This is a genomic window from Pedobacter sp. R20-19, from assembly GCF_000708265.2.
GTDB lineage: Bacteria > Bacteroidota > Bacteroidia > Sphingobacteriales > Sphingobacteriaceae > Pedobacter.
In genome coordinates this window covers 49553-64207 of sequence record NZ_JCKI01000008.1, presented here as the reverse complement: position 1 = coordinate 64207, position 14655 = coordinate 49553, and the positions used below count along the sequence as shown (strand labels likewise).

The 14655-nt window shown below is 35.7% G+C and carries 15 protein-coding genes; 3 read left to right on the top strand and 12 right to left on the bottom strand.

From position 1 onward, the window contains the following. Positions 1 to 78 precede the first annotated feature (78 nt). Positions 79 to 1113: a gliding motility lipoprotein GldB gene (gene gldB, locus AN34_RS17060; protein WP_029287365.1), complete on the bottom strand. Its 1035-nt coding sequence runs from the start codon at positions 1111 to 1113 to the stop codon at positions 79 to 81. A 25-nt stretch (positions 1114 to 1138) separates the two neighbouring features. Here gldB and AN34_RS17055 point away from each other — a divergent pair, with 25 nt between their 5' ends. Together AN34_RS17055 and AN34_RS17050 are read left to right on the top strand one after the other, a co-directional pair. After that, entirely contained in the window at positions 1139 to 1828 is a 690-nt protein-coding gene (locus AN34_RS17055) for a porin family protein (RefSeq protein ID WP_029287363.1), read from the top strand. 43 nt (positions 1829 to 1871) lie between these two features. Next, complete coding sequence (locus AN34_RS17050) at positions 1872 to 3512, top strand: NAD+ synthase (RefSeq protein ID WP_029287361.1); 1641 nt, start codon at positions 1872 to 1874, stop codon at positions 3510 to 3512. A 99-nt stretch (positions 3513 to 3611) separates the two neighbouring features. On the opposite strand, the gene AN34_RS17045 is transcribed toward AN34_RS17050, so the two are convergent. From AN34_RS17045 to rsmI, 6 genes are all read right to left on the bottom strand, one after another. Beyond that, positions 3612 to 4028 carry an OsmC family protein gene (locus AN34_RS17045; RefSeq protein WP_029287359.1) on the bottom strand — a complete coding sequence of 139 codons (417 nt, stop codon included), beginning with the start codon at positions 4026 to 4028 and terminating at the stop codon, positions 3612 to 3614. A 206-nt stretch (positions 4029 to 4234) separates the two neighbouring features. Then, the gene (locus AN34_RS17040; protein WP_082468457.1) at positions 4235 to 4984 is read right to left on the bottom strand and encodes a M57 family metalloprotease; all 750 of its coding nucleotides are present in this window, start codon (positions 4982 to 4984) and stop codon (positions 4235 to 4237) included. Between the two features lie 133 nt (positions 4985 to 5117). Beyond that, positions 5118 to 5624 (bottom strand): signal peptidase II, encoded by a 507-nt coding sequence (gene lspA / locus AN34_RS17035; protein WP_029287354.1) that lies wholly within the window; start codon positions 5622 to 5624, stop codon positions 5118 to 5120. Between the two features lie 119 nt (positions 5625 to 5743). Continuing rightward, positions 5744 to 7360 carry an apolipoprotein N-acyltransferase gene (gene lnt / locus AN34_RS17030; RefSeq protein ID WP_029287353.1) on the bottom strand — a complete coding sequence of 539 codons (1617 nt, stop codon included), beginning with the start codon at positions 7358 to 7360 and terminating at the stop codon, positions 5744 to 5746. A 213-nt stretch (positions 7361 to 7573) separates the two neighbouring features. Continuing rightward, positions 7574 to 8218: a PH domain-containing protein gene (locus tag AN34_RS17025; protein ID WP_029287350.1), complete on the bottom strand. Its 645-nt coding sequence runs from the start codon at positions 8216 to 8218 to the stop codon at positions 7574 to 7576. A gap of 21 nt (positions 8219 to 8239) precedes the next feature. Further along, a complete protein-coding gene (gene rsmI / locus AN34_RS17020; RefSeq protein WP_029287348.1) occupies positions 8240 to 8950 on the bottom strand; it encodes a 16S rRNA (cytidine(1402)-2'-O)-methyltransferase in 711 nt (236 codons plus the stop codon). A gap of 100 nt (positions 8951 to 9050) precedes the next feature. Here rsmI and serS point away from each other — a divergent pair, with 100 nt between their 5' ends. Next, on the top strand, positions 9051 to 10322 hold the full coding sequence (gene serS / locus AN34_RS17015; RefSeq protein WP_029287346.1) for a serine--tRNA ligase: 1272 nt from the start codon (positions 9051 to 9053) through the stop codon (positions 10320 to 10322). A gap of 190 nt (positions 10323 to 10512) precedes the next feature. Here serS and AN34_RS17010 read toward each other — a convergent pair whose 3' ends face one another. The 5 genes from AN34_RS17010 to fabV all read right to left on the bottom strand — a co-directional run bounded on the left by AN34_RS17010 (position 10513) and on the right by fabV (position 14548). Further along, positions 10513 to 10827: a seryl-tRNA synthetase gene (locus tag AN34_RS17010; RefSeq protein WP_029287343.1), complete on the bottom strand. Its 315-nt coding sequence runs from the start codon at positions 10825 to 10827 to the stop codon at positions 10513 to 10515. 94 nt (positions 10828 to 10921) lie between these two features. Beyond that, positions 10922 to 11614 carry an SIMPL domain-containing protein gene (locus tag AN34_RS17005; protein ID WP_029287341.1) on the bottom strand — a complete coding sequence of 231 codons (693 nt, stop codon included), beginning with the start codon at positions 11612 to 11614 and terminating at the stop codon, positions 10922 to 10924. Between the two features lie 435 nt (positions 11615 to 12049). Continuing rightward, positions 12050 to 12502: a cold-shock protein gene (locus tag AN34_RS17000; protein WP_029287339.1), complete on the bottom strand. Its 453-nt coding sequence runs from the start codon at positions 12500 to 12502 to the stop codon at positions 12050 to 12052. A gap of 220 nt (positions 12503 to 12722) precedes the next feature. Next, positions 12723 to 13256, bottom strand: a complete 534-nt coding sequence (locus AN34_RS16995; protein ID WP_029287337.1) for a GNAT family N-acetyltransferase — start codon at positions 13254 to 13256, stop codon at positions 12723 to 12725. 98 nt (positions 13257 to 13354) lie between these two features. Then, complete coding sequence (gene fabV / locus AN34_RS16990) at positions 13355 to 14548, bottom strand: enoyl-ACP reductase FabV (protein ID WP_029287334.1); 1194 nt, start codon at positions 14546 to 14548, stop codon at positions 13355 to 13357. Positions 14549 to 14655 lie beyond the last annotated feature (107 nt).

Below are 14655 nucleotides of genomic sequence, written 5' to 3'. Positions count from 1 at the left end.
AGATGGCTAAATTGAATAATTGTTGCGATAAGCATCTAGCTTTATTTAAAATGTTTATTGTTTCACCAACTTAGCATGCTATTTCTGCTTGGGTTTATATTTCGACTGATTAAGAATTTTCTGTGCATCCTGATCAGCCATTAATTGTTGTAAAGTAACGTTTGGATTTTCCTCCATGTATTTTCGTACAATCTGCCAGCCTGTCCAAGTGCCTAATTTTGGAGCCGAATTTCTATTTTCACCTAAACCAGGCGTAAATGGCCCTTCGGATAAAAAGACCTGAATTTTCTGATAGTCGGTTTCATAAAGATAATTATTCTCTAAAAAATATGCCCAGATGTCGCCCTCAAATTGCTTGGCCCATTCTAGCTGTTCGTTACTATATCCAATTTTAATAGAATCTGAGGTGCTTTCTGGCAAAACCTGATCAAGAAAATAGAGAATTTTTCCCTGGAAGATCATTTTTGAGAGCAGCGTATGGTTTTCATCTGGCTCCTCAAAAAGTTCTTCATGCGCATAGGTTTCGGCAACACGAGGTACAATATATTCAGGTGTAAAACGTCTGGACAGATACAGCGGAACACTTTGAACAATAGCTTTATAAAACTTACTGTCTTTCCCTAAAAACATATCTAAACCAATTCCAAGATAGTCGTCGCCCACAGGCATTTGATAGGCAAAGCCAGATACAAATGAAATGAATTTTGGAATTTTAGCCTTCGGATAGTAGTATTTAATGTATTTAAATGTTTCTGTTAAACCAGCTTCCTGTAATTTCAGGTTAGGGAAAACACTGTCAACATCTTTAGTTAAATCCTTATAAGCCTGATCTTTAAATAAAGTTTTTAGTACTTCATCATTGCTGTATTCCGGAGAGCCAATCATGCGGTGGATATAATCATCATAAAACAAACCGTAACTTTTTGCCATCTGCATATTAACCTCCGACGGATTTTTTGATTTATCTGCATACAAGGATTTATCGAAACGATCAATTTTAATATCCAGGTTTATATGACTCACATCCGGCCTGTTATCTTGTTTGCAAGAAATAAATGCGATAGCAAAGAGAAAAATTAGATAAATTTGTCTGTGTTTTACGTTATCAATCATGTTCAACAAATATAAACACATCAGCATGAAAAAAATATCAACGATTTTTATTTTATCTCTTTTTAGTATTAGTGCCTTTGCACAAATCCCAAAACTTCCACAACTAACCAGTTATGGCTTCCGCTTAGGTTTAACGGCATCACCAACCATTGGCTGGGTTAAGCCTGAACAAGGCAAAAGCGATGGGATAGCTTTAGGGTTCTCTTATGGATTGATAGGTGACTTTAACTTTGCACCTAATTACAGCTTTTCTACGGCATTAACCATTACTTCCATGAATGGAAAAAGTACAGAGGTTGATCCTACATATATCAAAAGCCTAGATCTTGGCGCCAACAAAAGCATTCCTGTGGCATATGACTTGAAATATAAAGTTCAATACCTGGAGTTGCCATTAACCATAAAATTAAAAACGGTAAAAGATAATGGCCGGAGATATTATGGGCAATTTGGTCTGTCGAATTCATTTTTGCTTAGTGCTAAACAGGATGCTGTCAGTAGCACCATTAAATTAGATAATGTTAAAATTACAGATGATACTAAATTTTATCGTGCAGGGCTGGTAATTGGTGGAGGTGGTGAATTTGATATTTCAGAAAATACAAGCATTGTTGCCGGTTTAACCTTTAATAATGGTTTTACTAATATTACTACTGATAAAAATAGGGATGTAAGAAATCATTATCTGGCCTTAAACTTTGGTGTATTCTTTTAATTAATAGATCATTTTCTAATACCCGCTACCTGACAAAACAAATATGAAAATAGCATTAGCTCAACTTAATTATCACATTGGAAACTTTGAGGCGAACACGCAAAAAATCATAGATCATATTAAACTCGCAGAAGATAAAGGAGCTGATCTTGTTGTATTTGCAGAACTTGCAATCTGTGGCTATCCACCAAGAGACTTTTTAGAATTTGATGAATTTATATCCTTGTGTGAGGCGGCAGCATTAGAAATTGCGACACATTGTACAAGAATTGCCTGTATTGTAGGCCTACCTGTTAAAAATCATATTTTACAAGGAAAGGATTTGTATAATGCAGCTTATTTTATCGAAAAAGGGCAAGTTAAAGCGATTGCAAAAAAGGCATTGTTACCTACCTATGATATTTTTGATGAGTACCGATATTTCGAACCATCAAGAACTTTTAATTGTATCGATTTTAACGGAAAGAAAATTGCTTTAACTATTTGTGAAGACCTTTGGAATATCAATGATAATCCACTGTATGTTTCAAACCCAATGGATGAGTTGATTAAAGAGGAACCCGATGTAATGATTAATATTGCAGCCTCACCTTTTTCATATACCCATGATGATGAGCGCATAAAAGTACTGTCTGATAATGCAAAAAAGTATCATCTTCCTGTTTTTTATGTGAATCAGGTAGGGGCACAAACAGAAATTATTTTCGACGGAGGCTCTCTCGTTTTTGATGCAGATGGTGCGATAAAGGCAGAAATGAAATACTTTGAAGAAGATCTTCAGGTTTTCGATCTGGAAGAAATTGAAAACGTCCGCAATAAATATCCGCAGCCGGAACGTTTAACGGATATCGAGCAAATACATGATGCATTGGTGCTTGGTATTCAGGATTATTTTAAAAAATCCGGTTTTACCAAAGCTGTACTGGGCTTATCTGGCGGAATTGATTCTGCTGTAGTTTGTGCGCTGGCTTGCCGTGCATTAGGGGCAGAAAATGTAATGGCTGTTTTAATGCCATCTAAATTTTCTTCTGATCATTCTGTTCAGGATGCAATTGATTTGGTGAATAATTTTGGCTGTATGCATGAAATCATCCCGATTAAGGAAGTAGCAAGTGCATTTGATTCTGTTTTATCACCAGCATTTAAGGGCTTGCCTTTTAATCTGACAGAAGAAAATATCCAGGCCAGAACCCGTGGTACCATTGTAATGGCTATGAGCAATAAATTTGGTTATATTTTGCTAAACACTTCCAATAAAAGTGAATGTGCGGTAGGTTATGGTACCTTATATGGCGATATGTGCGGTGCAATAGGCGTAATTGGCGATGTTTATAAAACCCAGGTTTTTGAACTGGCAAAATACATCAATAAGGAAAGAGAATTGATACCCGTGAATACTATTGTTAAGCCACCATCTGCAGAACTTCGTCCAGATCAAAAAGATTCAGATTCATTGCCTGAATATGATGTTTTAGATAAAATTTTGTATCACCACATTGAAGAGAAACAAGGCTCGAAGTCTATCATTGCACAGGGTTTTGATGAGGCTTTAGTTCAACGGATCTTGAAGATGGTTAATATAGCAGAATTTAAACGCTACCAAACGCCACCAATTTTAAGGGTTTCATCAAAAGCGTTTGGAATGGGAAGAAGAATGCCAATCGTTGGAAAATACATGCTGTAATATAAAACATACGCATATAAGTATGTTAGCATATAACTAAAAACTTTGACAACTTTTTGGGCATAAAGCTTATTAAAGTTGTCAACGTTTTATGGAAATTTAAGCTAATGTTGCATCAACTTTAATTGATGTGTTAAGCAACTTTGATATCGGGCAGTTTTTCTCTGCATCGGCAACCAATTCATCAAATTTTTCCTGAGATAAACCTGGAACAGTTGCGGTTAAAGTTAGGTGAGATTCAACAATTTCACCTTTTGAAGGATCTAAATTGATGTCGCATTTAGTTTCCAGCTTATCTGCTGTAAATCCAGCTTCGGCTAGATTGGCTGATAGTTTCATGGTGAAACAACCTGAGTGCGCTGCAGCTATTAACTCTTCTGGATTAGTACCAACACCTTCAGCGAAGCGTGAGTTGAATGAATATTGCGTATTATTTAGCGTGGTACTCTGTGTGGTAATGTGACCAGCTCCTTCTTTTATTGAACCTTGCCATACGGCTGTTGCATTTCTTTTCATGATTGGTTTTTTTTGATTATTTCTAGATTGTTTAACACCTAAATATAAATATATGTTTGTTTAAGGGTGACAATTCTATGTTAAGAAACCTGAAGTTAATTCAGCTTCAAGCCCCGAGGTAATCATATTCTTAAAAGAAAAAGCTGTCTCAAAGAAACAGCTTCCATGTCATTACGATCTTTTAGGTTACTTATCTGATTTTTTAATTACAATGGGTATAATGCTGCCGTAGCCTGTTTATCTTTTGTTGATAAAACAGTAGCGCCACTTCCACATTGTCCGCCATTCATTAATGATTGAGCATCTGTTCCTCCAACTCCAGGTACATTAACTGTTGTAGATTGGTTGGTATGTCTGAAGGAAATGGTATGCCCAAATTCATGTGCTATTGTTCTCTGACGTTGTGCAGCTGAATTGTTTTGAATCAATGCCTGATTAATCCAAACGGTATTGCCTGCCAAGCCGTTAGATGTTGACAGATAAGCCTGTCCGCATGTAGAACTTCCAATGGTATTATCTACTTTAATCAGAATATCGTAAACGCTACCTGTGGTAATTACAAATCTAAGATTAGCGTTGGGTACTGTATTCCATTGATTAATTGCACCATTGATTTCACTGGTCATACTGGTTATTGAAGGATCGATTTTAACACGTATATTTCTACTGTTAGTTACAATATATCCATTATAATACTGCTCGGTTATCTGATTTCCCTTATCTGCAGGAACTTCCATGTTTTTGCTGAATACCATATCTCCGTCAACAATATAATTGTCTCCTTTATCCACAATTTGTGCATCTGAAAATCCAAGCTTTTTAATGTAGGCCAAAACCTTATTCGGTTGAGTGGTTTCAGTTTGAGGATCTTGAGGCATTTCATTCTTTTTAGAACAGGAAATAATGAAAATAGAGAGTATCGCAATTGATGCGAGGTTTTTAATTAGAGTCTTCATAGTTTAGCTTTTAGTTTATCGTAATGACGTGTATTACTATCGTAAATATAGTATAAAAAATACAAAGCTGTATATATTAATTTTACTGCGATATTTCTGATGTATTTAAAGCCAAACGATAAAAACTCCTAAACTATTCAGTTTTCTTTTTGATCATATTTGCAGTAATGGATAGTAAAAGTAAAATCCCTACGCCAATCATGATGAAAATATCGGCGAAATTAAATACGCCTGTTTGAAAAATATGAAAATCCAAATGCATAAAATCAGTAACTGATCCATGTACAATCCGGTCGTATAAATTACCAATGCCGCCACCGATTAAAAAACATAATGCAATTTGCATACTACCTGGCAGGTTAGGTTTTGAAAATAGATAGTATAAGCCATAACCCAGAAATAAAAGCGGCAATCCTGTTAAGATAATTAGCCTGAAAATATAAGGCATGTTATCGCCTAAACTTAAAAAAGCACCACTGTTTTCAACCCTTGTAAGCGTAAAAATATTTTTTATCAATGCAATGTGTTCGTAATCAGAAATCTCCAATCTTACAATGAATTTTGAAATCTGATCTACTGCAATATTTAAGATTAGGAAAACGATAAGGGAAAATCTGGTAAAGTTTTTATGGTACTGCATATGTTTTTAATAAGAATCATTAGTTATTTGCATGGGTGGAATAACCGACAAACTATCCTAATGTATTTGTGTATTTTCAGTTGAACAGTCAAAGCATAAAACAACTATACAAAGAATTATTATTTCTTTACCCATTTTTTATATGGTATAATCAATACCAATAAAATTGCCATAAAACTTAAAATTTTTGCAATAATATCACCACTTTTTACATAAAACGTAATTTCATCATTCAGGTAGATATTGCCTTTTAGTGCTGTTCTTGTCCACCATTTGGTGCTTTGGGTTACATCGCCACGTTGATTAATGAAGCAGGAAATCCCGGTGTTGGCAGATCTTGCAATATCGCGATGTGTTTCAATGGCCCGAAGTTTGGCATACATGGCATGTTGGTCTTTTCCCGAAGTGTTACCCCACCAACCATCATTGGTGATGATTGCAATAAATTGTGCCCCCTCCTTAACTTGCTGTCCTATCCAATCACCCCACAAGCTTTCATAGCATACTACAGGTGCTGCGCCGATTCCACTTTGTGCATATAATACACTAGGTTTTTCTTGCCAACCCCATCCGCCAACTGTTCCGCCTAATTGAGCAAAAACACCATCAAGGAAGGAAAATAATTTCGGGAAAGGCATTTTCTCTACACCCGGAACCAATTTCGATTTATGATAAAACTGAACATTTGCTGAGTTTTCTACCTGCATAGCTGTATTGAAATTGTCGAAATACAGCCCCTGGCGTTCATCATATTTTGATGTAATCGTTTTTTTTGTGGCATAAACTTTAATGCTTTCTATACCAGTAATTAATGTGCCGTTTTTGTATTTACCTAAAAAGTTTTGTAGCGTGATAAAATCTTCGCTGCTCCGAATATGATCTTCATCCGCATAATTAGGAATTGCCGTTTCTGGCCAGATAAAATATTCCGTATTGGATTGTGCAATCGAATCTGATAATTGAGTAAGAATTTTAATTTGCGCTGCGGGAGGAATTGCACTCAGCTTTAAATAAGGATCAATATTGGGTTGCACCACTACTACGTTGCTGGGTGTGCCTTTTTCTGTTGCTGTAAAATATTTTGTTAGTGATATGGAAACAGGAATAATAACTACCAGGGCCCAGATAAGAACTGGTCTGAATTTTAAATATCCTGATGCTGATTTTAACTTTTTGTATGCTTCAAAGGCAAGGATATTACTCGTAATAATCCAAAGCGAACCGCCATAAATACCAGTATAATCATACCATTGTGCCAATTGGTGCATCCCCGCTAATCCGTTGCCAAGTGTCATCCATGGGAAAGCTAAATCCCAAGTTTGTTGTAAATACTCCAGTGCGATGTAAAAGGAAATTAGTCCCAGGTAGGCAATCTTTTTGTTTACATATTTACCCAGGCGATAATATAACCAAAAGGCAAAGGTCATGAGGAGCGCACCTAAACCAAATGGAATTAACGATACCGGAATGGCCACAATTGCTCCGTTATAAGCGCTGATGGCATTATATACCCAATAAATTGATGCAGAATTCCATGCCAAAAACGTTAAACCAGCCGTTAAAAAAATACGTTTACCTTGCTTCTTCAGATTATCCTTAGCGATCTCATCAATTGCTATTAATAAAGGAACCCATGCAACCAATAACAATGGGGTTGTAAAGGGAATGGGTGGCCAGGCTAGCCAAAGCAAAAATGCACTTATTAAGGCAAGGAGGTAAGTTTGTTTTTTAGCCATTGCTGTATGGAAGGGTGAAGGGATAGAGAAGAGGCATATGGATAGCTGATTGTAATTGGGGAATAGGTTTTAGGAAATAGAGAATAGGCTTAGCGATAGGTAGTAAGGAATAGGAAATAGATGATTTTAAATTTATCATCTTTCACCATCTATTTCCAGTTTCTATTCTCTACTGCCCATTCTCTATTACTATTCCTTAATTTCTTCTAAAAATTAAAAGCTATCTAAAATATTTGCTTTTTTAGCTTCATATTCTTCCTGTGTGATCAAGTGTTTGTCATACAAAGTTTTTAGTTTGCGCAACTTCAAAGTCGTTTCATCTTCTGGCTCTTCCACCACTTCAGCAATCTGAATGAATTCAGAAGTTTTAGGTTCTTCGATTGGTAATTCTGCGACTGGCTGTGCGCTCATGTTTATTGCTGATGCCGTAGCACGATTTTCTTCCAGCTTTTGCTGATGTAGCAGTTCTTTATATTCTTCTAATTGCTGATTGGCTGCCTGGTGTAATTTTCTTGCTTGTATTTTTGGTATAAACTCCGTTACAATATTTTCACCATATTGCGGAACACAGATAAATTTCGAACCAAAAAGTTCTTCTTTGAATGATACTTCCTTAATGCTTTTCCAGGAAATATCTTTAAAATTCATGGTCAAACCCAAGTTGCCCGGTTCGCAATAAAAAATTCTTTTATTTGAAATGGCAATGCTATCCGGAAGCAAGTTAACAGCTGGTTTTTTCTGTACCGCCAGGTACAACAGTTCTTCTCCTGTGGTTAAAAGGTCATTTAATTTTCCAATAACTTTTTCTACAGTCTTAGGATCTTGTTCGTCACTAAGGAATCTATCTATGCTATTCATATATTGTATAAGTTTGCCATGCTATTCAGCATCTTCATATTTGTTCTTACTTTTTGTTACAGGTTTTCCTGCTATGCAAATTACAAATTCTCCCTTTAAAGTATTGTTTTCAAAGTGTGATTTTATTTCTACTAATGTGCCCCGAACTGTTTCTTCAAACATTTTGGTTAGTTCGCGGCTTACTGATGCCTGTCTATCTTCTCCTAAGTATTGTGCAAAGTCTTCTAGTGTCTTTAATAAACGGTGTGGACTTTCGTATAGGATAATTGTACGTTCTTCATCAGCCAGTTTTTTAAACTTCGTTTGGCGTCCTTTTTTTACAGGAAGAAATCCTTCAAAGGTAAAGGCGTCAGCAGGTAAACCTGAATTAACCAAAGCGGGTACAAAAGCAGTGGCTCCAGGCAGGCATTCTACAGCAATATCATTTTTAATCGCCTCACGAACTAAGAAAAACCCAGGATCGGAAATGGCAGGCGTACCCGCATCAGAGATTAAAGCTATTTTTTGCCCCTCATTTAAAAATTTAATAATTTCTGAAGTAGCTTTATGTTCGTTGTGCTGGTGATGAGAGAAAACGCGTTTATCAATGCCAAAGTGCTTAAGCATTGGTGCGCTGGTACGGGTATCCTCCGCCAGGATTAAATCACATTCTTTTAAGATCCTTATGGCTCTAAAAGTCATGTCTTCTAAATTCCCTATTGGTGTAGGTACGAGGAAAAGTTTGCCATCCATAGTTTAAATGTATCAAGAATTAAGTGTTAAGATGTGCATGATTGAAAACTGCAAACTGAAAACTGAAAACTCTTTCTATCTTTGTGAAAAAAATAAAATAATGCTGCAAGTTAATTATATCCGCGAAAATAGAGAGAAAGTTTTAGATCGTTTAAGTGTACGTAACTTTAAACAACCAGAGCTGGTAGATGAAATCATTAAAATTGATGAAGAGCGTCGTTCCACTCAAACTTCTTTAGATGCAATTTCTGCGGAGGCCAATGCAGCTGCCAAGCAAATTGGTGATTTAATGCGTACGGGTAAAAAAGAAGAAGCTGAGGCAATTAAAGCACAAACCGCATCTCACAAAGAAAATATAAAAAATATAGGGGAGAAGTTGGCTGAACTGGAAGCGGCGCAGTTTAACTTACTTGTTCAGTTACCAAATTTACCACATGATATGGTGCCGGAAGGTACTACACCAGAAGAAAATAAAACCGTTTATACTTTTGGCGAGCCAGCTGAATTACCTGCTCAGGCTTTGCCACACTGGGAACTTGCAGCCAAATACGATATCATTGATTTTGAACTGGGTGTGAAAATTACAGGTGCTGGCTTCCCGGTATATAAGGGCAAAGGTGCAAGATTACAAAGGGCATTAATCAATTTCTTTTTAGATCAGGCTATTGAAGCGGGATACAATGAAGTGCAGGTGCCTCATTTGGTAAATGCAGCATCTGGTTTTGGTACAGGTCAGTTGCCTGATAAAGAAGGACAGATGTACCATTCTACTGTTGATGATTTATATTTAATCCCTACAGCTGAAGTTCCGGTTACCAATTTATACCGCGATGTGATTCTTAAGGAGGAAGATTTGCCTATAAAAAATACGGCTTATACGCCATGCTTTCGTAGAGAAGCTGGCTCTTATGGCGCACATGTTCGTGGTTTAAATCGCTTACATCAGTTTGATAAAGTAGAATTGGTACAAATCACACATCCAGATCAATCTTATCAAACCCTTGAAGATATGAGCTCTTATGTTCAATCACTATTGCAAAAATTAGGATTGCACTATCGTGTTTTATTATTATGCGGTGGTGATATGGGCTTTGGTTCTGCCATGACTTATGATATGGAAGCTTGGAGTGGAGCGCAAGGAAGATGGCTGGAAGTTTCTTCTGTTTCAAATGTTGAAACTTTCCAAAGTAACCGATCAAAAATTCGTTTTAAAGGCGCTACAGGTAAAACGCAATTGGTACATACACTAAATGGAAGTGCTTTAGCCTTGCCACGTATTGTAGCATCAATTTTAGAAAACTATCAAACTGAAAATGGGATTAAAATTCCAGAAGCATTAGTGAAATATACAGGTTTCGATTTTATTGATTAAACTTAGATAAATCGTCATTGCGAGGCACGAAACAATCTTAATGCTATCGCTATATGAGTTGGATCGTAGCGAGACGCTACAACCAAATTTTGATACGCTAAAACTAGATTTAACGATATTATTCCACACAAAAAAAGCTTTGCATTGCTGCAAAGCTTTTTTTGTTTTTATAGATAGATGTTGTTTTTTATTATAAAATCAGGATCAATAATAAGATGATGATGATAATCGCACCAACCGAAAGATAAACACCACCTGATACTGCACGTGCCTGACCTTTTAATTCTCTTAACTCACTGCGTAAAGCTTTGCGCTCTGCTCTAGTTAAGTTAGACTTATCCATGTCTCTGATCTCTTCCACACGGGTTTTAATTTTTTCTAACTTTAGTGTTTGCTCAGCGGTTAATTCTGTAGGGTTTTTTGCTGGTTTATCAGCAGCTTGTACTGAATTGAAACTAATGCCTAAAGAGAAAATTAGGGCTAAAGTGTAAATGAATTTTTTCATAATATTAAATTTTTTAGTGTTCGATGTCTACTAAACAAAAAACCTACCAAAATGTTCTGGTAGGTTTTGAAAAGCGATTTTTAATTTTATAATATTACTTAATTTCGAAAACTACATTAACAGTGAAGTTTAACTTGATTTTTTTAAAGTCGATTTCAGGCGCTGTATCTGCAGAAGTTTCGGCCATTGCAGACTGAACCATGAAATTTCTGTAAACAGGTTGTATAATATTGTCTCCACCGTCCTGAATTTCAATTGCTGCACCTAATTTACCATTTAGTGCTTCAACCATGTAAGTCGCTTTTTCTTTTGCAGCTAACAGGGCCTTAATTTTTAAGTCTTTCTTTAGGCTTTCAATTTTGGAGTAAGAATAATTTTCAATATTAGTATTCGCAATCCCTTTAGCATCCAGCTCATCAAGGATGGCATTAAATTTATTTAAATCATTCACCTTTAAACGATATTGTTTACTGGCTAAAAAATCAGGATTTTTCTTTTTTGAAGTATTGTCGTTCCAGCTGCTTAAATTACTAACCGTTAAATTTTCTTTCGCAATACCAGCTTTTTGTACCGCAGCGTAAAGTTGTTTTTCCAGTTCAGTAATCTCTACTTTTTTCTTTCCGTTTAAATATTCCTTTAAGGAGATTCCAATGTAAATGATATCAGGAGTTACCTCTGTTTCTGCGTTACCGCTAACACTGATTTTTCTACGTAAATCTATTTGTTGAGCCATGGCTGAAGATAAGCCTAAAAATGCAACGAGTGCAATTGCGATTAATTTTTTCATAAGTTATATGTCTTTGTGTGTACTGTAATGATGTAAATTCAAAGCAAATTCCACACCGAGATTGATGTTTTTTTTTATGCGAGGTAAATATCTCGTTTTTTATTTAATGCAATCAGCCTAATTATTGAAGTTAACCAAATATAAAACAAGCAGATAACGTTTATCTAATACAAGCAGATTGATTTTTAAAAAAAAACAAAGAATTTCATTAAAGCATTAATCCAAACTTTAGGTTCGAATATAATTTGAATGCTTTCGTAAAATGAGATTGGAACAAAAATTAAATTGTGCCTGATTAGAGAAATAAAAAATGCGCTAGGTTTTATGCTAAATAGACGGAAATATAAATGTTTATAAAACCTGGCGCAGCAGAATTTGATCTGCAGATTTTTATCTTATTGCTGTTGAGAAAGCAATTGGAGCGTTTAACAACGATTAGATTTTAGATACCTTAACAGCTGTTGGACCTTTTTGACCCATTTCTACTTCAAAAGTAACTTTATCACCCTCTTTAATTTGAGTAACTAAGCCATTTGCGTGTACGAAAATACTATCCTGAGTTTCGGTGTTTTTGATAAAGCCGTAACCTTTACTATCATTAAAGAAAGTAACAGTACCTTTTTTAACCGGATTTTCGTCGATAATGTCTTCTTGTCTGGTGATGCCGATTTGAACATCCTCAATATTGAATACTTTCTTCTTTTTTGGATCTGGTGGAGTAGAAGAGATGTTTCCGTTTTCATCAACGTAAGCCATCATGTCTTCAAGCGCTAAACCTTTTTTTGCATTAGACTGACGCTCTTCTTTTTTCTCTTGTTTGTCTTTTTGTTTCTTTAATCGTTTTTTTTCGTTCTCTTTTTTACTGTATGTTGCCTGAGATTTAGCCATAAATATATAATTGTTTTGTTTTTTTAAATAAGGTGAGTGGAATTGAGATTTATACAAATATAAGAATACTAAATCAGAAATACGATTTTATTCCTGGCAACATGAGTGTACATAACTGATTGTTGTTCAATATTTGTTGTCACAAAGATTCAAATAGCGATTCTGGTTAATTTGTATATGGGTCTAATTGATGTCCATTAATGCCCGAGGTATAAATCAGCTATCTGCTATTCCATGCTATTTTATTAATTTGATAAAGGAAGTTCCATTTTAAAGGTTCGCCATAATAAGCAACCTCAATCTCGGCCGTTTTAATTGCACCTAATTTTTCTATTGCCTTTTGTGATCGGAAATTGGTTGCGCCAATATAAAGAATGATCTGGTTTGTAAATTGAAAAGCATAATCGAACATCAGTTTCTTCAGTGCAGTGTTATAACCCTTACCCCAAAACTTACGTCGTATAAAAGTATAACCAACTGTAACGGATTTTTCTTCTTCATTCAACTCATAATATCTTGAGCTGCCAACTACCTCACCAGTAGCCTGATCATAAATGATAAATGCTCCTTTTGAATCTATTGCCCCTTTGAAAAAAATCTCAAAAACTTCTCTTTTAAAGCGGTCTTTATTTGGATGTTGCTCCCATACCAGCGGATCAGCAGCTACCGCATAAAGATTTTCAAAATCAGTTTCTTTTAATGGAACTACTTTTATTAAATTATCTTCTAATGTAGGCTGTATATCGAAATTCATTTTTATTTATTAATGCAAATGGCTGGCAAAAGCCAGCCATTTAGATATTATTCATGATATATAATCGCTTCTACCTCAGTAGAGATGTAGAATGTTTATTATTCTACCAATCCGTCAATTTTAACCATTTCATTGGTGTCTTTTTGATAATCAACCTGATCGACCTCAAAACCGAAAAGGCTTAAAAAATCAGAACGATAGCCCGGTAAATCTCCTAATGTAGGTAAGGTTTCAGTTGTAGCTTCATCCCAAAGCTTCGCAACTTTAGCCTGAACATCTTCACGCATCTCTAAATCATCAATTCTGATTCTTCCTTTTTCATCAACCGGAACTTCAGCACCTGTATACAATCTTTCTGCATACAATCGTTGAATTTGCTCTATTGTTCCTTCATGTATACCTTCCTCTTTCATAATTTTATACAATAAAGAAATATAAAGCGGAATTACAGGAATTGCTGAACTCGCCTGTGTTACCAAGGCTTTATTTACAGAAACGAAAGCTTTACCATTAATATCTTTCAATTGATCACCAATCTTAAATGCAGTAGCTTCTAAATCATCTTTAGCCTTGCCGATAGTTCCTTTACGATAAACCGGCTCAGTTAAAGCAGGGCCGATATATGAATAAGCAACTGTTGTAGCGCCTTCAGCCAATAGGTTCTCTGCTTTTAAGGCATCAATCCACATGGTCCAGTCTTCACCACCCATTACCGCCACCGTGTTGGTAATATCTTCTTCGGTTGCTGGTTCTATGGAAATATCAGTTACATTGCCTGTATGGAAATCAACTGTTTTATTGGTGTAAGTACTACCAATTGGCTTTAAAGTAGAGCGGTGTAAAACCTCCGTTTCAGGGTGTTTTCTTAGAGGAGAAGCAAGGCTATAGATCACTAAATCAACCTGACCCAAATCTGCTTTAATTAAATCGATGGTTTTTTGCTTAATTTCTTTTGAAAATGCATCACCGTTAATGCTTTTGGCATATAAACCTGCTGCATGTGCTTCCTTTTCAAATGCTGCCGTGTTATACCATCCTGGCGAAGCAGTTTTACCTGCTGCTGGTGCCTTTTCAAAAAATACACCAATCGTAGCCGCATTAGATCCGTAGGCTGAGGTAATGCGTGAAGCCAGACCAAAACCTGTAGATGCGCCAATTACCAATACTTTTTTTGGGCCATTGATGGCACCTTTAGATTTCACATATTCAATTTGATTCTTTACGTTTTGTGCACAACCTTCAGGATGTGCAGTTAAACAAATAAAGCCCCTCATTCTTGGTTCAATAATCATTTTGCTCTTATTTTACGTTTTAGTAATGCTTAAAAAAAGGATCAATCTTAGGAATTATGCTAATATCGATGTCCTCATTCTTCAACGAAGATAAATTTTTAATTGCG